21 protein-coding genes are annotated in these 19,131 nt (G+C 65.1%); 6 read left to right on the top strand and 15 right to left on the bottom strand.

The window, feature by feature from the left end:
• Positions 1-38: 38 nt before the first annotated feature.
• Both PMI42_RS24365 and hemH read right to left on the bottom strand, forming a co-directional pair.
• Positions 39-1,043: an SPFH domain-containing protein gene (locus PMI42_RS24365; protein ID WP_008139013.1), complete on the bottom strand. Its 1,005-nt coding sequence runs from the start codon at positions 1,041-1,043 to the stop codon at positions 39-41.
• A gap of 322 nt (positions 1,044-1,365) precedes the next feature.
• Positions 1,366-2,397, bottom strand: coding sequence for a ferrochelatase (hemH, locus tag PMI42_RS24360; protein WP_081502943.1), 1,032 nt, complete (start codon positions 2,395-2,397; stop codon positions 1,366-1,368).
• An 82-nt stretch (positions 2,398-2,479) separates the two neighbouring features.
• Here hemH and PMI42_RS24355 point away from each other — a divergent pair, with 82 nt between their 5' ends.
• Positions 2,480-2,878: an MAPEG family protein gene (locus tag PMI42_RS24355; protein ID WP_008139009.1), complete on the top strand. Its 399-nt coding sequence runs from the start codon at positions 2,480-2,482 to the stop codon at positions 2,876-2,878.
• Positions 2,879-2,987: 109 nt separating this feature from the next.
• Here the strand turns inward: PMI42_RS24355 and PMI42_RS24350 are convergent, their stop codons facing one another.
• Genes PMI42_RS24350 through PMI42_RS24340 form a run of 3 tightly spaced genes read right to left on the bottom strand, consistent with a single transcriptional unit; the run spans position 2,988 to position 6,810 of the window.
• Entirely contained in the window at positions 2,988-4,100 is a 1,113-nt protein-coding gene (locus PMI42_RS24350) for a nickel/cobalt transporter (protein ID WP_035966488.1), read from the bottom strand.
• On the bottom strand, positions 4,091-4,729 hold the full coding sequence (locus PMI42_RS24345) for a DUF1007 family protein (RefSeq protein ID WP_008139006.1): 639 nt from the start codon (positions 4,727-4,729) through the stop codon (positions 4,091-4,093). Before PMI42_RS24345 ends, PMI42_RS24350 begins: the two co-directional genes overlap by 10 nt.
• Positions 4,729-6,810 (bottom strand): M3 family metallopeptidase, encoded by a 2,082-nt coding sequence (locus PMI42_RS24340; protein ID WP_008139004.1) that lies wholly within the window; start codon positions 6,808-6,810, stop codon positions 4,729-4,731. Before PMI42_RS24340 ends, PMI42_RS24345 begins: the two co-directional genes overlap by 1 nt.
• Positions 6,811-6,947: 137 nt before the next feature.
• On the opposite strand from PMI42_RS24340, the gene PMI42_RS24335 reads away from it, so the two are divergent.
• The 5 genes from PMI42_RS24335 (at position 6,948) to PMI42_RS24315 (ending at position 11,776) form a co-directional block, all read left to right on the top strand.
• Positions 6,948-7,202, top strand: coding sequence for a hypothetical protein (locus tag PMI42_RS24335; protein ID WP_008139003.1), 255 nt, complete (start codon positions 6,948-6,950; stop codon positions 7,200-7,202).
• Positions 7,203-7,888: 686 nt separating this feature from the next.
• Positions 7,889-9,031 carry a type III PLP-dependent enzyme gene (locus tag PMI42_RS24330; protein WP_008139001.1) on the top strand — a complete coding sequence of 381 codons (1,143 nt, stop codon included), beginning with the start codon at positions 7,889-7,891 and terminating at the stop codon, positions 9,029-9,031.
• 132 nt (positions 9,032-9,163) lie between these two features.
• Positions 9,164-9,751, top strand: a complete 588-nt coding sequence (locus tag PMI42_RS24325; RefSeq protein WP_008138999.1) for a GNAT family N-acetyltransferase — start codon at positions 9,164-9,166, stop codon at positions 9,749-9,751.
• 137 nt (positions 9,752-9,888) lie between these two features.
• On the top strand, positions 9,889-10,278 hold the full coding sequence (locus tag PMI42_RS24320) for a RidA family protein (protein ID WP_008138998.1): 390 nt from the start codon (positions 9,889-9,891) through the stop codon (positions 10,276-10,278).
• A gap of 55 nt (positions 10,279-10,333) precedes the next feature.
• On the top strand, positions 10,334-11,776 hold the full coding sequence (locus PMI42_RS24315; protein ID WP_008138996.1) for a homospermidine synthase: 1,443 nt from the start codon (positions 10,334-10,336) through the stop codon (positions 11,774-11,776).
• 111 nt (positions 11,777-11,887) lie between these two features.
• Here PMI42_RS24315 and PMI42_RS39740 read toward each other — a convergent pair whose 3' ends face one another.
• From PMI42_RS39740 to PMI42_RS24265, 10 genes are all read right to left on the bottom strand, one after another.
• The gene (locus PMI42_RS39740) at positions 11,888-12,220 is read right to left on the bottom strand and encodes a hypothetical protein (protein ID WP_008138994.1); all 333 of its coding nucleotides are present in this window, start codon (positions 12,218-12,220) and stop codon (positions 11,888-11,890) included.
• A 101-nt stretch (positions 12,221-12,321) separates the two neighbouring features.
• On the bottom strand, positions 12,322-13,038 hold the full coding sequence (locus tag PMI42_RS24305) for an MgtC/SapB family protein (RefSeq protein WP_035966485.1): 717 nt from the start codon (positions 13,036-13,038) through the stop codon (positions 12,322-12,324).
• 153 nt (positions 13,039-13,191) lie between these two features.
• Positions 13,192-14,211 (bottom strand): WD40 repeat domain-containing protein, encoded by a 1,020-nt coding sequence (locus tag PMI42_RS24300; RefSeq protein ID WP_008138991.1) that lies wholly within the window; start codon positions 14,209-14,211, stop codon positions 13,192-13,194.
• Positions 14,211-15,260: a CobW family GTP-binding protein gene (locus PMI42_RS24295; protein ID WP_008138989.1), complete on the bottom strand. Its 1,050-nt coding sequence runs from the start codon at positions 15,258-15,260 to the stop codon at positions 14,211-14,213. Before PMI42_RS24295 ends, PMI42_RS24300 begins: the two co-directional genes overlap by 1 nt.
• A gap of 54 nt (positions 15,261-15,314) precedes the next feature.
• The gene (locus PMI42_RS24290) at positions 15,315-16,178 is read right to left on the bottom strand and encodes a metal ABC transporter solute-binding protein, Zn/Mn family (RefSeq protein WP_008138988.1); all 864 of its coding nucleotides are present in this window, start codon (positions 16,176-16,178) and stop codon (positions 15,315-15,317) included.
• A 2-nt stretch (positions 16,179-16,180) separates the two neighbouring features.
• A complete protein-coding gene (locus tag PMI42_RS24285; RefSeq protein ID WP_008138987.1) occupies positions 16,181-17,050 on the bottom strand; it encodes a metal ABC transporter permease in 870 nt (289 codons plus the stop codon).
• Positions 17,051-17,056: 6 nt separating this feature from the next.
• Positions 17,057-17,812 carry a metal ABC transporter ATP-binding protein gene (locus PMI42_RS24280; RefSeq protein ID WP_008138986.1) on the bottom strand — a complete coding sequence of 252 codons (756 nt, stop codon included), beginning with the start codon at positions 17,810-17,812 and terminating at the stop codon, positions 17,057-17,059.
• A gap of 2 nt (positions 17,813-17,814) precedes the next feature.
• Positions 17,815-18,051, bottom strand: a complete 237-nt coding sequence (locus PMI42_RS40540; RefSeq protein WP_008138985.1) for a hypothetical protein — start codon at positions 18,049-18,051, stop codon at positions 17,815-17,817.
• 43 nt (positions 18,052-18,094) lie between these two features.
• Positions 18,095-18,595: a hypothetical protein gene (locus PMI42_RS24270; RefSeq protein WP_008138982.1), complete on the bottom strand. Its 501-nt coding sequence runs from the start codon at positions 18,593-18,595 to the stop codon at positions 18,095-18,097.
• On the bottom strand, positions 18,592-19,131 hold a 540-nt coding region (locus tag PMI42_RS24265; protein WP_008138980.1), incomplete at its 5' end, for a permease. The genes PMI42_RS24270 and PMI42_RS24265, both read right to left, overlap by 4 nt.

Here is a 19,131-nt window from a genome sequence, read left to right as displayed (position 1 = left end):
CTCTTTGAATTGACGCATGACCTTGTCGGTCATGCGCTTTACCCCTGCCGTGGCGGCACTGCCGGCGGCGTGCTGCCGGTGGTCGGCACCGAGCCGCCGCGACGCGCGGCCGCTGCGGCGGATGCCGCACTTTCGCCGAACGTCGCCTTCGCGATCTCGCCAATGCCGGCGAGCGAACCCAGCATGCTCATCGCCTCGACCGGAAGCATGATGACCTTCTGGTTCGGCGACTCCGCCAGCTGTCCGAACGCCTTGATGTATTTGTCGGCGATGAAATAGTTGAGCGCGGCGACGTCGCCCTTGGAGATCGCGTCGCTGACCATCTGCGTTGCCTTGGCCTCGGCCTCGGCGGACCGCTCGCGCGCTTCGGCGTCGCGGAACGCGGCTTCCTTGCGGCCTTCGGCCTGGAGGATCTGGCCCTGCTTGGCGCCCTCGGCGCGCAGGATCTCGGACTGGCGTTGGCCTTCGGCGGCCAGGATGTCGGCGCGCTTGACGCGTTCGGCCTTCATCTGCCGGCCCATGGCTTCGACGAGGTCGGCGGGCGGCACGATGTCCTTGATCTCGATGCGGTTGACCTTCAGGCCCCAGGGCGAGACCGCGGCATCGACGACGCGCAAGAGGCGCTCGTTGATCTCGTCGCGATGCGACAGCACCTGGTCGAGATCCATCGCGCCCATCACCGAGCGAATGTTGGTCATGGTCAGGACGGTGATGGCCTGTGTCAGGTTGGAGACCTCGTAGCTCGCCTTCGCGGCGTCGAACACCTGGAAGAAGGCGACGCCGTCCACGGTCACCGTGGCGTTGTCCTTGGTGATGACCTCCTGCTCGGGAATGTCGATCACCTGCTCCATCATGTTGATCTTGCGCCCGACGCGATCGAAATAGGGCACGATCAGATTGAGCCCGGGGCTCAGCGTCTGGGTGTATTTGCCGAACCGCTCGATGGTCCAGTCATAGCCTTGCGGCACCGTCTTCACACCGGCGACCAGCGTGACGATGACGAGCAAAACGAGGACAATCGCGAAAATGTCGAAACCGCTCATATTTCCTCCAAGGTGGGAAAGAAGCCAGAAAAAGCCCTTTCCCGCGCTGTCATTGGTCGGGATCGCAACCCTACCGGTTCAGCGGTCGCAATTCACGTCGGTATCGGCGCGATTCTGCACAAGACGCGGCAGGGGGGAATGGTCGGGATATGTATTTGTGAAAGGCTCTTGAAACAGTCCGGGTGCAGACCTAGCAGGAAACGTTAACGAATCCGGCCACGCGGTTCACTACGGCCGACTTCATTCGGTGACCCCGTTCGATATCGTGCCAAGGGCGGCAGGGTCGCGATCATTCCAAGCGCCGGAAGCTCGCTCAGGCTCGTCAGATCCAGCCCTGAAGCTCGCGCAGCACCAGGGTGCGGATCACGTCCATGCCAGGCTCGCTGTCGTTGAGGCAGGGGATCGCGGAAAATTGCTCACCGCCATTGTGCTTGAAGATCTCGGCGTTCTCCTGCGCGATCTCCTCCAGCGTCTCCAGGCAATCGGCCGAGAAGCCCGGCGTCACCACCGCGATGCGGCGCACGCCTTCTTTCGCGAGTCGCTCCATGGTCTTGTCGGTGTAGGGCTGAAGCCATTCGTCATTGCCGAAGCGCGACTGGAAGGTCAGCAGCAATTTCGTCTCGTCCATGCCGAGCCGGCGGCGCAGTGCCTGCGTCGTGGCGACGCATTGGTCCTGGTAGGGATCGCCCTTGTCGACATAGGATTTCGGCATGCCGTGGAAGGACGCGACGATCAGCTCCGGCTTGAAGGACAGCGTCGCCAGATGCGTCTCGATCGAGACGGCGAGCGCCTCGATATAGGCTTCGTCCTCGTAATAAGGCGGCGTCACCCGCAGCGTCGGCTGGTTGCGCAGGCGGGAGAGCACGCGGAACACTTCGTCGCAGACGGTCGCCGAGGTCGGGGCGGAATATTGCGGATAAAGCGGCACCGCGAGGATGCGGTCGCAGCCCTTCGCGATCAGCGCCTCGATGCCCGACTTGATCGAGGGATTGCCGTAGCGCATCGCCCAGTCCACCACGACGTGGTCGCGGTCCGACAGCGCGGCGGCGAGCTTGTCGGCTTGCGACCGCGTGATGGTCTTCAGCGGCGACTCGTTCTGGGTGGTGTTCCAGATCTTCAGATAGTCGCGCGCCTTGGTGCGGGGCCGGGTGCGCAGGATGATGCCGTTCAGCACCACTTTCCAGATCAGGCCCTGGTCCTCGATGACCCGGGCGTCCGAGAGGAACTCCTTGAGATAGACCCGCACGCCGGGCGCATCGGCCGTATCGGGCGTGCCGAGATTGACCAGAAGCACGCCGACCCGGCCGGGCTGAACGGTCGGCTTCACTGTTTTGAGGGGGGCCATGGTCGTCATGCCTCGTTGGGTCGCGCGTTGCCCCGAACTTGTCAAGATGAGGCCGGTTTCGCTAGGGTCGCACCCAGGCGGGAGAGGAAAGATGACGCTCGCGGAATGGTGCGTATTCGGAGCGCTGCTGCTTTATCTATCTACGATCGTCCCGATCAAATGGATCAGGTTTCGCACGTTCGACAATTCCCGGCCGCGCGACCCCGCCTTCTTCGAGGATGCGCTGGCGCAGCGCGCGCTCGGCGCCCACCAGAACGGCATCGAGACCTTTCCGTTCTTCGCCTTCGCGGTCCTGCTCGCCGAATTCCGGGATTCGCCGCAGCGCCTGGTCGACGAGCTCGCGGTGCTGTTCCTGATCGTGCGGATCGCCTATGTGCTGACCTATCTCGGCAACCGCCCGACGCTGCGCTCGATCCTCTTCAGCATCGGCTTTGCGATCAATCTCGGGATCTTCTTCATGCCCGTGTTGAAGCGGTTCTTGCCGGTGTGAGCTTGTTAGGGATCGTAGCCCGGATGGAGCGAAGCGTAATCCGGGGTCCCTCCGCGGCGGCACTGTCCCGGATTGCGCTTCGCTCCATCCGGGCTACGAGGCCATTGCTTCAAAAACACGTCGTCCGTTCGGCCGCGATATAGCCGAGCAACAGGCCGGCGCCGAACAGCAGCACGAGGGCGGCGGCGCCGAATTCGATGCCGCGCATGAAGAGGGCGCCGCCGCCGTCGCGGCCGGCGCTGAGGCGGCCGGCGATGTCCTTGGCGGAGACGGCGACGACGGCGATGGCCGCGACCGTGATCGCGGTGCCGAGCCCCATCAGGAAGGTCGCGGCGATGCCGGCCCAGAACAGGCCCTGGGCCAGCGCGAACACCAGCACCAGGATGGCGCCTGAGCAGGGACGGATGCCGACGGTCAGGATCGCGGCAAACCCGCGCCGCCAGCCGCCGGCGCCGGCGAGCTCGCTGGGTGTGGGGCCGTGGGAATGGCCGCAATGCTCGTCGTGAACGTGGCCGTGCGCGTGGTGGGCATGGGCGTGGCCATGGTCGTGATGATGGTGATCGTGGTGATCATGCGCATCATGATGATGGTGATGATCGTGGTCATGCGGCACGCCGGCAATCGCCGGCACCGGCTGCGCCGCCTGGAGCGCACGGATGAAGATGCGGCCCTTGACCCAGACCAGCCGCAGGCCGAACAGCGCGATCAGGGCGTAACTGGCGATCTCGATCGCGCCTTCCGCCTTGCACATGGTCTTGGCGGTGGCGTTCAGCACCCAGGCCGAGATGCCGACGATCAGGATCGCGACCAGCGACTGCATCAGGGCCGAGGCAAACGACAGCGCGATGCCGCGCCTGAAGGTCTCGCGGTTGGCGACGAGATAGGACGCGATCACCGCCTTGCCGTGGCCCGGGCCGGCAGCGTGGAAGATGCCGTAGGCAAACGAGATGAAGAGCAGCGTCCACACCGCCGAGCCGTCGGACTTCGCAGAGCGGATGGTCGCCGACATCTGGCGATAAAACTCGGATTGTTTTGCCAGGAGCCAGCCGATGAGGCCGCTGGCCTCGGGCTCGGCCGCCTGCGCGGGTCTCGGTGAGCCGAACGGGTTCTGCGCGAGGAGATCATGCAGCGCGGCATCCGCCACGCCGACGACCAGGAGAACGGCGGCACAGGCGAGAAGCCCGCGGGCAAGCGAAGAATGAAGACGACCGATCAAGGGCAATCCACCGTGATCTTGTTGGCGAACATCATGCCGAAATTGGTGTTCTCGCCGCTCATGAAAGTCTGCTCGTTGAGCTTTTGCGCGGTCGCGGTGCCGTCGCTGGGACGATCGAGCTTCATCTGGCAACCCGCCGGCGCGCCGACCAGCTTGACCGGATTGTCCTTGGCCATCTGGAAGTCGATGAAGAAGGAACGGTCGAACACTTCGAGCACCAGTTGCCTGGGCTTGACCGGATTCTTCAGCGGCAGCGTGAAGTGCAGGGTCAGCACCGTATCCTTGTAGTCGAGGAAGTAGTCGACCGGCTCGTTAAATCGCTCCTTCTTGCCGTCGGCTCGCGCGAAGGTGAAGTAGGCGTATTCCTTCAGCGACTCGACATTGGTCTGCGCCAGCGGCCCCAGTTCCTCGCGCGTATAGGTGCCCTTGGTCTTGCTCTCGAGCCCTTGCACCGCATAGGCCGAGAACATGTCGTCGAAGGTCCAGGCGTGGCGAACGCCGGTGATTGAACCGTCCGCCGCGTAAAGAAGTTCACTGGTCGCGGTGATCCAGACATGCGGATGCGCCCTCGCCGCGCCCGCGGCGAGCGTGAGGCCTACGGCGAGCAGCAGGCCGAACAGGGCACGCATGCCCATCAGGCCGCCTTCGGGGCGTCGAGCAGGCCGCGGCGGCGCAGCAGTGCGTCGGGCTCCGGCGGGCGCCCGCGGAACGCCTCGTAGGCGGCTTCCGGATCGACCGATCCGCCCGAGGAGTAGATGTCGTCGTGCAGGCGTTTGGCGACGGCGGGATCGAAGATGTTGCCGGCCTCCTCGAAGGCGCCGAAGGCATCGGCGTCCATCACTTCCGACCACATGTAGCTGTAATAGCCCGCGGCGTAGTGATCGCCGGAGAAGATGTGGCCGAACTGGGTTGGGCGGTGGCGCAAGGAAATCTCCTCGGGCATGCCAATCTTCTCAAGCTCGCGTCTCTCGAAGGCCCGGACGTCCTGCGCCGCGGCGGCCGGCTGGGTGTGGAATTCGAGGTCGATCAGCGCCGAGGAGACGAACTCCACGGTCGCAAAACCCTGGTTGAATTTTCGCGCGGCCAGGAACCGTTGCAGCAGATCGTCCGGCAGCGGCTCACCGGTCTGGTAATGGCGGGCGAACTGCTGGAGCACTTCGGGCCGCTCCTGCCAGTGCTCGTAGAGCTGCGAGGGCAGCTCGACGAAGTCGGTGAACACGGACGTGCCCGACAGCGACGGATAGGTCACGTTGGAGAGCATGCCGTGCAGGCCGTGGCCGAACTCGTGGAACAGGGTGCGGGCATCGTCAGGGGACAGCAGCGAGGGCTCGCCGTTGGCGCCCTTGGCGAAGTTGCAGACATTGATGATCAGGGGCGCGATCTCGCCATCCAGTTTTTGCTGGTCGCGCAGCGAGGTCATCCAGGCGCCGGAACGCTTTGACGGCCGGGCATAGTAGTCGCCGTAGAACAGCGCCTTGTGCTTGCCGTCGGTCCCCTTCACCTCCCAGACCCGGACATCAGGGTGCCAGGCCGGCACGTCCTTGCGCTCGACGAAGGTGATGCCGAACAGCCGCGTGGCGCAGTCGAAGGCGGCGGCGATCATGTGATCGAGCGTCAGATACGGCTTGATCGCGGCATCGTCGAAATTGGCGCGCTGGAGCCGCAGCTTCTCGGCATAGAAGCGCCAGTCCCAGGGCGCGAGCTTGAAATTGCCGCCCTCCTCCGTGATCAGCGCCTGCATTTCGTCGCGGTCGGCGAGCGCGCGGGCGCGCGCCGGCTTCCAGACCCGCTCCAGCAGGCCGCGCACCGCATCGGGCGTCTTGGCCATGGAATCCTCGAGCCGGTAGGCCGCAAAGGTCGGATAGCCCAGCAGCTGGGCACTCTCCTCGCGCAGTTTCAGGATCTCGACGATGGTTCCGTTGTTGTCATTGGCATTGCCGTTGTCGCCGCGCGCCGTAAAGGCCTTGTAGACCTTCTCGCGCAGGTCACGCCGGGCCGAGCTCTTCAGGAACGGCTCGGTCGAGGAGCGCGACAGCGTGACGATGGCCTTGCCTGCCATGCCGCGCTCTTCCGCCGCAGCCTTGGCAGCGGCGACGAAGCTCTCGGGCAGGCCCTGGCGATCGGCCTCGCCGAGCTCCATGAACCATTCCTGCTCGTCGCCGAGCAGATGGTGGCTGAAGCTGGTGCCGAGCTGGGCGAGCTTCTCGTTGATCTCGGCCATGCGCTTCTTGGCCTCCTCGGAGAGGCCGGCGCCGGAGCGGTGGAAGCGGGTGTAGGTGCGCTCCAGCAGCCGGAGCTGCTCGGAGCTGAGACCGAGCGCCGCACGGTTCTCGTGCAGCTGGGCGATGCGACCAAACAGCACGGCGTTCATCATGATCGGATTCCAGTGCCGCGCCATCCGAATTGAGACCTCCTTGTCGATCTCCAGGATGGCTGGGTTGGAATGCGCCGAGACGAGGTCGTAGAACACCGCGGCGACCTTGCTCAGCAGCTTGCCGGAGCGCTCCAGCGCCGTGATGGTGTTGGCGAAGTCGGCCGCGGCGGGATCGTTGGTGATCGCTGCGATCTCCGCGGAGTGATCGGCGAAGGCCTGCTCGAAGGCCGGCAGGAAGTGCTCAGGCTTGATCTCGTCGAAGGGCGGGGTCGCGAACGGCGTCACCCAGGCCTTCAGCAGCGGGTTGGTCTCGGAGTCCGTAGTTTGGCGGGGGTCTGACATCGCTGGTCTCGTTTTTCGAGCTGATTTGTTGCGGCCAGCTATAGCACGCGATGGGGCTTTTTTGGGCCATTTGGCCTTGCTCCCGGCCGCCTTTTCGGGGAGATTGCGGCCCTCCAAGCCTAGGGACCCCTGAGCTCATGAACGCGTCCTCCTCGTCCTCCCGCCGGATCGTCTGGCCCAGCGTCATCACCGTCATCAGCGCCGCGATCTTGATCGGCGCCGAGGTGTTCGGCGCAGCCTTTGCCGGCGGCTGGGCGCTCGCGATCCTGTTCGGGCTCGGCGACCAGGGCACACACATCCTCCAGGCCGTGCTGTTCGCACTCGGCGTGCTGGTGATGACCGCCTTCATCCGCGCAGCCCAGCGCGTCGAACCCTTCACCAAGCGCGGCTGACGCTTCTCGCGCGCGCGTGAGGCGCGTACGACGCAGAAAACTTAACGCGCGTTCATCTTCCGCGTCGCTCGCGCAACACTGCGCAAGCAGATGTTAGGCAAATCTGTTCTCAGCCTAAAAAAATTCTTGCGAAGCAGAGTCAAAAGCCTTATGTGCGCTCTTGCCCAATTTCGCACGTGCCTGTGGTCGTGTGTCAGTCGGTAGGTATCCGGACAAGAGGCCGGACAGCCGCCAAGGGGTGAAGAAGCCGAGGGGCTCTTCGGAAGTGTGGAAGTCGAAAGTCCGAAGGTCGCAAGATCCAGAGGTCAGGAGACGAAGCAAACCCGGAGCGTCCAGCATCTCTCTCAAAGAGATGCCTTGTCGAAGGTGACTTCACTTTTTGCAACCGTGACTGGCAGCCGGAGGCGAACCGGCGCACCCCGCTCTCAACGGGGGACGCGACTTAAAGCAACGACGGATCGGGCTTTTTTGGTCTCTACCGGCAGTCCAACGCCGGCGCGGGCTACTGAAAAGGCTTGTCCTTCATTGCCAGGTGTGCGGGCGGGAAATTCCCAACCAATCCACGGCAGCACAGTCTGATTTGAGTCTTTGGCTCGTCGCGCCTCCATCGCGCGATCTGGCCGGGGCGCTTATCCGACGACATTTTTTGAACGGATCCCCGTCGCTGGGCCGTTTGGGAGAGTGCTATGACCGAACGTATTCAGGAATTCCTGCGTAACCGCCGCAGCGAGGGCCAGGACACCGAGCCGTGCCTCGTCGTCGACCTCGAAGTCGTGCGCGACAATTACCAGACCTTTGCCAAGGCGCTGCCCGACAGCCGTGTGTTCTATGCCGTCAAGGCGAACCCGGCGCCGGAAGTGCTGGCCCTGCTCGCCTCCATGGGCTCCTGCTTCGACACCGCGACGGTCGCCGAGATCGAGATGGCATTGGCCGCCGGTGCGACGCCCGACCGCATCTCCTTCGGCAACACGATCAAGAAGGAGCGCGACATCGCGCGCGCCTTCGCGCTCGGCATTCGCCTGTTCGCGGTCGATTGCACCGCCGAGGTCGAGAAGATCGCCCGTGCCGCTCCCGGCGCGAAGGTGTTCTGCCGCATCCTCTATGACTGCGCCGGCGCCGAGTGGCCGCTGTCGCGCAAGTTCGGCTGCGACCCGGAGATGGCCGTCGAAGTGCTCGACGCTGCCAAGCGCCTGGGCCTGGAGCCGTGCGGCATCTCCTTCCATGTCGGCTCGCAGCAGCGCAAGGTGAAGGCGTGGGACCGTGCGCTGGCGATGGCCTCGCAGGTGTTCCGCGACTGCGCCGAGCGCGGCATCAACCTGACCATGGTCAACATGGGCGGCGGCTTCCCGACCAAGTACCTGAAGGACGTGCCGCCGGTCGTGACCTACGGCCGGTCGATCTTCCGCGCGCTGCGCAAGCACTTCGGCAACCAGATTCCGGAGACCATCATCGAGCCGGGCCGCGGCATGGTGGGCAACGCCGGCATCATCGAATCCGAGGTCGTGCTCATCTCGAAGAAGAGCGACGAGGACGAGGTGCGCTGGGTTTACCTCGACATCGGCAAGTTCGGCGGTCTCGCCGAGACCATGGACGAGTCGATCCGCTACGCCATCCGCACCGCCCATGACGGCGCGGACATGACGCCGTGCGTGCTCGCAGGCCCGACCTGCGACAGCGCCGACGTGCTGTACGAGAAGAGCCCGTATCCGCTCCCCGTCACGCTTGAGATCGGCGACAAGGTGCTGATCGAAGGCACCGGGGCCTATACGTCGACCTACTCGTCGGTGGCGTTCAACGGCATCCCGCCGCTGAAGACGTACCACATCTAGGCAGCCTCTCACGCCGAGGCTTGACGAACCCGGGAGCCGGCTTGCCGGCTCCTCCCTCACATTTCGATTTCTGACGACGCCTTGGACCGGCGTGCTGATCGCACGCAGGTCTCAAGCGGGGACTGACGCGCCATGACTGCTTTTCGGAAGCCACAGATCGCCCTCACTTCGAAAGCCGCTCCGTTCGCGATCCGTAGCGAGCGTGCTGCCGACGTCGCCGCTCGTGAAGCGCTGCTGGATGCCTGCTTTGGCGAGAACCGCCATGACCGCACCTGCCAGCGCCTGCGCGACGGACGTGCACCTGCCGCAGGCCTTGCCCTGTCGGCCGTGCGCGAGGGGACACTCGTGGGAACCGTGCGGCTGTGGAACGTCAGCGCCGGAGGCAGGCCCGCTCTGGTCCTCGGACCGCTGGCGGTGGACCCTGCCTGCCGCGAGCTCGGGATCGGCGCCGCGCTGATGCAACAAGCGCTGGCCGCCGCCCGGTCGCGCGGGCATGATACCGTGATCCTGCTTGGCGATGCGCCCTACTACGCCCGTTTCGGCTTCTCGGCCGCCAAGACCGGCGAGCTGACGCTGCCCGGCCCGTTCGAGCGCGACCGGTTGCTGGCGATCGAATTCCAGGCCGGTGCGCTGGATGGCGCCGCGGGGATGATCGTCCCGACCGGTGCGGCCCTGCCCAAACGGAGGGTAGTTCGCGGCCTCGAGGCGCGCGCGGCCTAAGGGATCGCTCTGACCGCGACGACCGAAGCCGCGTTCCGCGGCGATGTCCGCGCGTGCCCGTTCCTTTAGGGTTGCGCGGGCCTGAGAAACGCCCTTTAACCCGCCAAACACCCCCACTTCAGTCGAGGCCCACGACCATGTCCCGTCGCCTGATCTCCACCGGCTCTCCCCTCGAGAAAACCGTCGGCTACAGCCGCGCCGTGATCGACGGCGATTTCGCCTTCGTCGCGGGAACCACCGGCTACGACTACACCACGATGACGATGCCGGCAGATGTCACGAGCCAGTCACGCAACTGCTTCAAGACCGTCGCAGCCGCCCTGAAGGAGGGTGGATTCGAGATGGCCGATATCGTCCGTGCGACCTATTACGTCACCGACGCCAGCTTCATCGATGCCCACTTCGCGGTCTGCGGCGAGGTGCTCGGCGACATCAGGCCGGCTGCGACCTTGCTGGTCGTCAGCGCTCTCGCCAAGCCCGAGATGAAGGTCGAAATCGAAGTCACCGCCAAGCGCCGCAGCCTCTGACAAGCGCCGCAGCTCCTGATCCCCCTTTGCCAGCACGTTTCGGAGAAACCATCCCATGAGCCCCGCCTCGCAGATCTACGCGAAGATCACCGGTCCCATCGTCATGGTCGGCTTCGGCTCCATCGGCAAAGGCACGTTGCCGCTGATCGAGCGGCATCTGGACTACGACAAGTCGCGCGTCACCGTGATCGATCCCAAGGACGAGGGCCGCAAGGCGCATTGCGAGCAGCACAATGTGCGCTTCATCCAGAAGGCCGTGACCCGGGACAATTATCGGGAGTTGCTGACCCCGCTGCTCACCGAAGGCGGCGGCCGGGGCTTTTGCGTCAATCTCTCCGTCGACACCGGCTCGACCGACATTATGGAGCTCTGCAACGAGCTCGGCGCTCTCTATATCGACACCGTCAACGAGCCGTGGCTCGGCTTCTATTTCGATTCGTCGAAGGGCCCGGAAGCACGCTCCAACTACGCGCTGCGCGAAGTGACGCTGGCCGCCAAGAAGGCGCGGCCTAAGGGCTCGACCACGGCCGTTTCCTGCTGCGGCGCCAATCCCGGCATGGTCTCGTTCTTCGTCAAGCAGGCGCTGCTCAACGTCGCCGCCGACCTGAAGCTCAACGCCCCCAAGCCGAAGACCAAGGCCGAATGGGCGGATCTGATGCGGCAGGCCGGCATCAAGGGCATCCACATCGCCGAACGCGACACCCAGCGCTCGAAGACGCCGAAAGAGCCCGACGTCTTCGTCAACACATGGTCGGTGGAGGGTTTCCTGTCGGAAGGCGTGCAGCCATCCGAGCTCGGCTGGGGCACCCACGAGAAATGGATGCCGGAGAATGCGCGGACCCACGAGGCCGGCTGCGGCGCCGCCATCTATCTGATGCAGCCCGGCGCCAACACGCGCGTGCGTACTTGGTGCCCGACCCGCGGCGCCCAGTATGGCTTCCTCGTCACCCACAACGAGTCGATCTCGATCGCCGATTATTTCACGGTGCGTGACGCATCGGGCACGGCGGTGTACCGGCCGACCTGCCACTATGCCTATCATCCGGCCGACGACGCCGTGCTGTCGCTGCATGAAATGTTCGGCCGCGCCGCCAAGATGCAGGAGAAGCACCACATCCTCGACGAGAACGAGATCGTCGACGGCATCGACGAGCTCGGCGTGCTCCTGTTCGGCCACGACAACAATGCCTATTGGTACGGCTCGCAGCTCTCCATCGAAGAGACCCGCGCGCTAGCGCCCTACCAGAACGCGACCGGCCTGCAGGTGACCTCCGCCGTGCTCGGCGGCATGGTGTGGGCGCTCGAGAACCCGAACGAAGGCATTGTCGAAGCCGACGAGATGGATTTCGATCGCCTGCTGGAAATCCAGCTGCCCTATCTCGGCCCGGTGAAGGGTTTTTATACCGACTGGACGCCGCTGACGGATCGTCCGGGATTGTTTCCCGAAGACATCGACACCAGCGATCCCTGGCAGTTCCGGAATATTCTGGTGCGGTGACAGCTCAGCCGTCATGGCCGGGCTTGTCCCGGCATCCACGAATTTTCTTTCTGCAGCTCCAAGAACGTGGATGGCCGGGACAAGCCCGGCCCTGACGCTGCAACTACGAGCCTACTTCTTCTCGATCGGCGGCGCGATCTTCTCCGCCGGGGCTGGCGGCAAGGCCGGTTTGGTGGCACCCGCGGCGCCTTGCGTCTGAGGATCGGGGCGTGCGGGCTCCGGCGCCGGCGTGGTCGGCCGGTCGCCACCGGGCTTGGCTTCCGCGGGCTTGTTCTGATCGTCGGACGGCGTGCCCTGGAGCGGCGGCGTCGCCTGCGCGAACTCGATCCTGCCCTCGGCGCGGATTTGCGCGATCGATACGCCCGAGATCACAACGCCGGCTGCGAACAGCGAGCAGGCGATGATGAAGTCCAGTTTCAGTCGGCGCTTGTCGTTGCTGGTCATGTCGATCACCGCCTTTGTCTGCGGGATCAACGAAATGGCCCGACTGCGGTTCCGTGCCGGACAAGGCGGGAACCGCCCGTTCTCGCGCCAAAACGCCGCGCTCAGTCCGAGGTGCTGACTTCCCAGGTGGCGTGACGTACGCCCGGCAAATGCTGGAGATCGGTCGCCACCGCGTTCAGCTCGTTCGGATCGACCGCGGTGGCGACCAGCTTTGCGACGATCTCAAGAACGTCCTCGCCGAGCTCGACCACGTCGATATCAGCCACCGGATATTTCGCGGCCTCCAGCTTTTCGACGAGGCGATCGCGCATGTCGGGCAAGGCATCCGCCGCCACCGCGAGCTTGAAATAGTAGGTTGCCTCTGACGCCTTCTCGTTCAACGGAATGCGGTTGATGGCGTTGACCAGCGGGCGCAGCATGGTGTTGCCAGCGATGACGAACACGGTCAGCGCGGCCGCCTGGGCGACCATGTCGGCGCCGGCGCAGGAGCCGACGGCGGCCGAGGCCCACAGCGTCGCCGCGGTGTTGAGCCCGCGGACGTCCATGCCCTGCTTCATGATGACGCCGGCACCAAGGAAGCCGATGCCGGAGACGACATAGGAGATCACCCGGACCGCGCCGTCAGCGCCGGTCAGATGCATGGCGAGATCGACGAAGGCGGCGGCGCCGACCGCGACCAGCACGTTGGTGCGCAGGCCCGCGGTGCGCTGGCGGTACTGCCGCTCGGCGCCGATCAGTGTGCCCAGCACAAAGGCCGTGAACAGGCTGACCAGCGTGTCGGCGAAATCAGCAATCTGGAAGGTCGTCAGAAACCGCATGGATGTGAGCTGCAGTAGGGTGGGCAAAGCGACTTGTCCGCCGTAGCTCGAAGAGCGAAGGCGGAGCGTGCCCACGACTCCCGTCAACACAAACAGATCGTGGGCACGGCGCACGAGCGCCTTTGCCCACCCTACGACTTGAAGGATGACAATTTAAAGCTCGAGCAGCCCGCCGTCCCCATTTTCGTCGGCGAAGGCCAGCAGCGTGCCCTTGGCGTTCCAGGCGATCGCGGCCACGGGCGGGGTGCCGTTGCGGCGGACCAGGATCTCGGCACCGTCTTCCAGACGCACCATCAGCACCGTGCCGTCGCTGTAGCCGGCGGCGAGGATGTCGTTCTTCGGATGGCAGGCAACCACCGAGACACGCGCCTGCAGCGGCGCAAGCATCGCGGGCTCCTTGCCCATCGGGCCGTCCTTGCTGCCGAACGGCCAGACGATGACGGTGTCGGCGCCGGACGTCGCCAATCCCTTGCCGCCCGCGCTCCACGACATCGAGCGGACGCGGCCGGGGTAGCCGGTCATGCGCATGTGCCTGCTGTCGGCAAGCCGCCAGCCGTGCAGCGCCGCCTCGTGCATGGTGGTGACCAGAAACTTGTTGTCCGGGCTGAAGGTGACGCCGAGATGCGAGCCGGCCCAGGGCAGGAATTCGGCCGAGCCTTCCATGTTGGGAAACCACAGCGTCGCGCCGTTATAATGGGCGATCGCGAGCCGCAGGCCCTTGGGCGCGAACGCGAGCCCGCCGACGGTCGAGGGCACCTCGAGCGACTTCTCCTCGTTCTTGCCGCTCTTGACGGTCGCCATCTTGCCGGCCGACCAGGCATAGGCACCGTCGGGATGCAGCGCGACCGCATCGATCCAGCGCCGCTTCGGATCGGTGGCAAGCAATGTCACCTCGCCCTTGGCGTCGAGCGCGACGACCTTGCCATCGTCACCGCCCATGATGAGGCGCTTGCCGTCGGTGGCTGTGGAGAGAATGCCGCCGCTGTGCACGGCCACGGTGCTGATCTCGCCTTGGGCATCCACGAACGCGACATTCTCCTCGCCGCCGACGAAGGCGGCGCGATCCCTGAGGAAATGCACCGAGGTCACGCCCATGCCGAGCGTAACCGGCTTGACGCGGTCGGTGACGGAGACGATCGAGGCGGAATCGGGGGCCGGCGTAAACTCTTTCATCACGAGACGATGCAGCTCTCAAAGCCCTCGCGAATGGCCTTTTCCGGCAATTCGCGGCCGATGAAGACGAGGCGGCTCTCGCGCGCCTCGCCGTCCTTCCATTTCCGCTGGTGGTTGCCCTCCAGCATCATGTGGACGCCCTGGAAGACGTAGCGGTCGTCATCGTCATGGAAGGCGAGGATGCCCTTGGAGCGCAGGATCTTGCCGCCCTCGACCTGCACCAAATTCTGGAGCCAGGGCATGAACACGTTCGGGTCGAGCGGCTTGTCGGTCTTGAGCGACAACGACTGCATGTCCTCGTCGTGATAGTGCTTCAGGCCGTGGCTGTGATCATGATCGTGATGATGGTCGTGGCCATGATGGTGATGATCATGGTCGTGGTCATGATCGTCGGCATTCAAAAAGTCCGGCTCGATGTCGAGTATGCGGTCGAGGTCGAACGCACCGCGATCGAGCACGTCAGCCAGCGCCACCGAGCAGCGCTCGGTGCGGTGCAGCTTGGCGTAGGGGTTGATGGCGCGGATCCGGGCCTCGACCTCGGCAAGCTCGCCCTTGGTGACGAGATCGGTCTTGTTCAGCACGATGACGTCGGCGAAGGCGATCTGGTTCTTGGCTTCGGGCGCGTCCTTGAGCCGGTCGGACAGCCATTTGGCGTCGGCGACCGTGACCACCGCATCGAGCCGGGCGTTCTTCTGCACGTCCTCGTCGACGAAGAAGGTCTGCGCGACCGGCGCCGGATCGGCAAGGCCGGTGGTCTCGACAAGGATGGCGTCGAACTTGCCCTTGCGCTTCATCAACCCGTCCATGATGCGGACGAGATCGCCGCGCACGGTGCAGCAGATGCAGCCGTTGTTCATTTCGAACACTTCCTCATCGGCGCCGATGATGAGGTCGTTGTCGATGCCGATCTCGCCGAATTCGTTGACGATGACGGCGTATTTCTTGCCGTGGTTCTCCGACAGGATGCGGTTCAAAAGCGTGGTCTTGCCGGCACCGAGATAGCCGGTCAGGACGGTCACGGGAATTTTCTGGGAGGTCGCTTCAGACATAACAACTCCGACTTCGGGCTTTTCCGCGCGACGCGAGGCGGGGTGGCCCCCTGCCTAATGGTCAAGCGCGCTGGTCAGGGCCTTTATATTGTGCCTGACCATATCAATGTAAGTGGGTGCAGGCCCCTTTTCGCCGGTCAAACCGTCTGAAATCAGGGTCCCGCCGACCTTGGCGCCGGTCTCGGCCGCGATTCGCCGGATCAGGCGGTCGTCGCTGATATTTTCCAGGAAAACGGCCGGGATTTTCTGGGCCCTGATCTGGCCAATGATGGCCGCGATGTCCCGCGCGCTGGGCTCGGTTTCGGTGGAGACGCCCAAGGGGGCGATGAACTGGATGCCATATTCGGCGGCGAAATAGCCGAAGGCGTCATGGGTGGAGATCACCTTGCGCCGGTCGGCCGGGATCCTGGCCACGGCGTCGCGGACATCACGATCGAGCGTTTCGAGCTTTTCCAGATAGGCCTTGGCCTCGGCGCGGAAGAAGTCCGCATCGTCAGGATCGGCGGCGGCCAGCGCGTTGGCGATGTCGGTCACGTAGGTTTTGGCGTTGGGGACGGACTGCCAGGCATGCGGATCGGAGCCCGAGCCGAGTTTGTGCGGGGCAATGCCGGCGCTGGCGGTAACCACCGTCGCCTTGGCGCCGGACGATTGCACGAGGCGCGGCAGCCAGCCCTCCAGCCCAAGCCCATTGACGATGACAAGCCTTGCATCCGCGATCCGCTTCGCATCGCTTGGCGCCGGCGTGTAGACATGGACGTCGCTGTCGGGGCCGACCAGCGTCGTGACATTGACCCGGTCGCCGCCGACGTTCCGGACGAAATCGCCGAGGATCGAGAAGCTGGCGACGACATTGAGCCGCTCGGCCGCGTGCAGCGGCGAGGCGATCAGCAAGAGCATACAAACGAGAAAACGCCGCATCGTCACGCTTCCAGATGCCGGCCGGGAAACAGTTGCCGGACGATGCCGCCGACGCGGCCGAACAGGACGGAGACGATGTAAAGCACGGTCGCCACCAGAATGATCGCAGGGCCAGAGGGCACGCGGGTCTGGAATGACAGCACGAGCCCGGCATAGCCCGAGACGGTGGCGACGACGACGGCGATGCAGATCATGACCGTGAGATCGCGCGACCAGAACCGGGCGATGCCGGCCGGCAGGATCATCAATCCGACCGCCAGCAGCGTACCGAGCGCCTGAAAGCCGTTGACGAGATTGATGACGACCAGCGCGAGGAAGGCGAGATGCGCAGGGCCCCCGGCGCGGCTGACGGTGCGTAAAAACAGGGGATCGACACTCTCGATCACCAGCGGGCGATAGATCACCGCGAGCACCAGCAGCGTCACCGTGGCGTTGAAGGCGACCACCAGCAGCGTCTGGTCGTCCATCGCGAGGATGTTGCCGAACAGCACGTGCAGCAGGTCGATATTGGTGCCCTTGATCGAAACGATGGTGACGCCGAGCGCCAGCGAGGCAAGATAGAAGGTCGCGAGCGAGGCATCCTCCTTCAGCCCGGTCGAGCGCGCGACCAGGCCTGAGAGGATCGCGACTGCAAAGCCGGCGATCAGGCCGCCGGCCGTCATCGCAAACAGATTGAGGCCGGAGAGCAGGAAGCCCACGGCCGCACCGGGCAGGATCGCATGCGCCATGGCATCGCCGACGAGGCTCATCCGCCGCAACATAAGGAACACGCCGATCGGCGCACCCGCCAGCGACAGCGCGATCACGGCGGCGAGCGCCCGCCGCATGAACTCGAATTCGGCGAACGGCCCGATCAGCGCGTCATAGATCATCGCATGTCACGCGGCCCGCGAGCGGGTATCGTCGGCCGCGCAGGCTGTCGCGCTGTCGTCGAACGCTTCGCACATCCGCATCGCGACCAGCAGGTTTTCCGGCGTCAGCACCTCCCCCGTCGGCCCCCAGGCCACGGGGCCGCGCGCCAGCACCAGCGTCTCGGTGAAATGGTTGCGCACCATCTCCATGTCGTGCAGCGCGGCAAGCACGGTGCGGCCCTCGCCGTGCCAGTGCTTCACCAGCGCGAGCAGATCGGTCGTGGTCTTGCTGTCGATGGCGTTGAAGGGCTCGTCGAGCACGATCAGCCGCGCATCCTGGAGCAGCACGCGCGCGAACAGCACGCGCTGCATCTGGCCGCCGGAGAGCGTGCCGATCGGCCGGTTCTCGAAGCCATTGAGGCCCACCGACGCAATCGCGCGGAGAATCTTTTCGCGCGCGGCCTTGCCGATGCCGCCGAACAGGCCGGCGTCGCGCCACAACCCGGTGCCGACGAAATCGAACACCGAGATCGGAAAGCTGCGGTCGATCTCCGCGCTCTGCGGCAGATAAGCGATGTCGCGGGAATCGAGCCCGCCGAGATGGATGCTGCCATCGAGCGGCCGGAGGATGCCGACGATGCCGCGCAGCAGGGTCGACTTGCCGGCTCCGTTCGGGCCGATCACGGCGACCAGCGCGCCGGGGGCCACCTCGCCGTTGAGATGGTGCACGGCCGGGTGCCGATCATAGCCGAGCGTGACGTTGTGGAAGTGAACGGCCGCCATCCTCACCTCATCGCCAGGAAGACCACGCCCCAGAGCACGGCGCAGACGGCCACCGCCGCTGAGAGGCGGCCCGCCAGGGACATGCGCAGGATCGACCAGGGCGCCGCCTGGGCCGGATGCGGCGAGGCCGCATCGTGGACATGGGCGTGGCTGTGGTCGTGCCCGTGCGAATGACCGTGGTCATGGGAATGACCATGGGAATGGTCGTGATGATGGGCGGGGGACGCGGCGGGAACCATGCCGAGGACGTTATATTATAACATTGCCTCTGTCCACGGCCGCTCAGGGCTTGCCGATCACCATCGCGATGGCGGCGGCCACGAACGGGAACGGCACTGAAACCGCACAGCGGAACCAGACGAAACGGGCCGGCATGAACGGGATTTCCCACAGGATTACCCGCTGGAAGGCAAACAGCGCCCAGGCGACGACATAGGCGACCACCTGGGGCACGCCGCCGCCCGACTTCAGGGCCACCGTGCCGATGGAGAAGCCGATCACGGGCCCGCCTGGCGTCGCCGCACCAGCGACCACGGCGGTTGCGACACCCAGCCAGCCGCTGTCAGGCCCGAGCCAGCCGGTGATGACCTCCTGCGGGATGATCGCCGCGATATAGCCGGAGCCGATCACACCCAGCGCAATCCGGGGCACGATGTTGATGAAATCCATCGAGCCTTCGCGCAGCGAAGCCTTGAACACCGGAGGGCCGCGGCGGAAAGCGATCAGGCCGACGCCGAAGACCGAGCCCCACAGCAGGATGTCGATGAGAAGCGCGGCGCTCAATTCTCGTCGTCCTTGGCCACCGGCTTCGGATACATCCGGACATAGACGAAGCGGCCGAGCGCGCCGGCGAGCACCGGCAGCGGCAGCGAGATGACGATCCGCCACAGCGTGAAATCGGTGCCCATGATCGGGATTTCCCAGGCCACCGCCCGGCCATAGCCGATCAGCGTCCAGCTCACGACCATGGCGATGGTGGCGCCGAAATCGGCGCCGACCGCGAGCAGCGCGCTCGCCACCGGATAGGCGGTGAAGGGACCGCCCGGCAGGATCGCGCCGAAGGCGGTGCCGATCAGAAGGCCCTTCAGGCCAGATTTCGGCCCCAGCGAACGCGAGACTCTTTCGTGCGGCAATATCTCGGAGATGAAGGCCCCGAGCAGGCAGCCGGCCAGCACGCGCGGCAGGATGCCGCCGAACAGGGAGAGATCGTGGGTGAGAATGTCGAGGACGCCGTCGGTGCCGTCACGCCGCCAGACCAACGCAGCGCTCACCGCCACCAGGGCCGCGATGATGATGGTCGACCAGCCGATCGGCTTTTT

Origin of the sequence: Bradyrhizobium sp. YR681 (genome assembly GCF_000282615.1) — a bacterium.
GTDB lineage: Bacteria > Pseudomonadota > Alphaproteobacteria > Rhizobiales > Xanthobacteraceae > Bradyrhizobium.
Note: the sequence above shows the minus strand (reverse complement) of the source record. Positions and strands in the feature narration are given on the sequence as shown.

Excerpts from the sequence above, each read along its gene's own strand:
- PMI42_RS24335 (WP_008139003.1), top strand. The coding sequence starts at position 6,948 with ATGAACGCGTCCTCCTCGTCCTCCCGCCGGATCGTCTGGCCCAGCGTC.
- PMI42_RS24295 (WP_008138989.1), bottom strand. The coding sequence starts at position 15,260 with ATGTCTGAAGCGACCTCCCAGAAAATTCCCGTGACCGTCCTGACCGGC.
- PMI42_RS24365 (WP_008139013.1), bottom strand. The coding sequence starts at position 1,043 with ATGAGCGGTTTCGACATTTTCGCGATTGTCCTCGTTTTGCTCGTCATC.
- PMI42_RS24340 (WP_008139004.1), bottom strand. The coding sequence starts at position 6,810 with ATGTCAGACCCCCGCCAAACTACGGACTCCGAGACCAACCCGCTGCTG.
- PMI42_RS24325 (WP_008138999.1), top strand. The coding sequence starts at position 9,164 with ATGACTGCTTTTCGGAAGCCACAGATCGCCCTCACTTCGAAAGCCGCT.
- PMI42_RS24320 (WP_008138998.1), top strand. The coding sequence starts at position 9,889 with ATGTCCCGTCGCCTGATCTCCACCGGCTCTCCCCTCGAGAAAACCGTC.
- PMI42_RS24345 (WP_008139006.1), bottom strand. The coding sequence starts at position 4,729 with ATGGGCATGCGTGCCCTGTTCGGCCTGCTGCTCGCCGTAGGCCTCACG.
- PMI42_RS24285 (WP_008138987.1), bottom strand. The coding sequence starts at position 17,050 with ATGATCTATGACGCGCTGATCGGGCCGTTCGCCGAATTCGAGTTCATG.
- PMI42_RS24315 (WP_008138996.1), top strand. The coding sequence starts at position 10,334 with ATGAGCCCCGCCTCGCAGATCTACGCGAAGATCACCGGTCCCATCGTC.
- PMI42_RS40540 (WP_008138985.1), bottom strand. The coding sequence starts at position 18,051 with ATGGTTCCCGCCGCGTCCCCCGCCCATCATCACGACCATTCCCATGGT.
- PMI42_RS24355 (WP_008139009.1), top strand. The coding sequence starts at position 2,480 with ATGACGCTCGCGGAATGGTGCGTATTCGGAGCGCTGCTGCTTTATCTA.
- hemH (WP_081502943.1), bottom strand. The coding sequence starts at position 2,397 with ATGACGACCATGGCCCCCCTCAAAACAGTGAAGCCGACCGTTCAGCCC.
- PMI42_RS39740 (WP_008138994.1), bottom strand. The coding sequence starts at position 12,220 with ATGACCAGCAACGACAAGCGCCGACTGAAACTGGACTTCATCATCGCC.
- PMI42_RS24280 (WP_008138986.1), bottom strand. The coding sequence starts at position 17,812 with ATGGCGGCCGTTCACTTCCACAACGTCACGCTCGGCTATGATCGGCAC.
- PMI42_RS24300 (WP_008138991.1), bottom strand. The coding sequence starts at position 14,211 with ATGAAAGAGTTTACGCCGGCCCCCGATTCCGCCTCGATCGTCTCCGTC.
- PMI42_RS24330 (WP_008139001.1), top strand. The coding sequence starts at position 7,889 with ATGACCGAACGTATTCAGGAATTCCTGCGTAACCGCCGCAGCGAGGGC.
- PMI42_RS24290 (WP_008138988.1), bottom strand. The coding sequence starts at position 16,178 with ATGCGGCGTTTTCTCGTTTGTATGCTCTTGCTGATCGCCTCGCCGCTG.
- PMI42_RS24305 (WP_035966485.1), bottom strand. The coding sequence starts at position 13,038 with ATGCGGTTTCTGACGACCTTCCAGATTGCTGATTTCGCCGACACGCTG.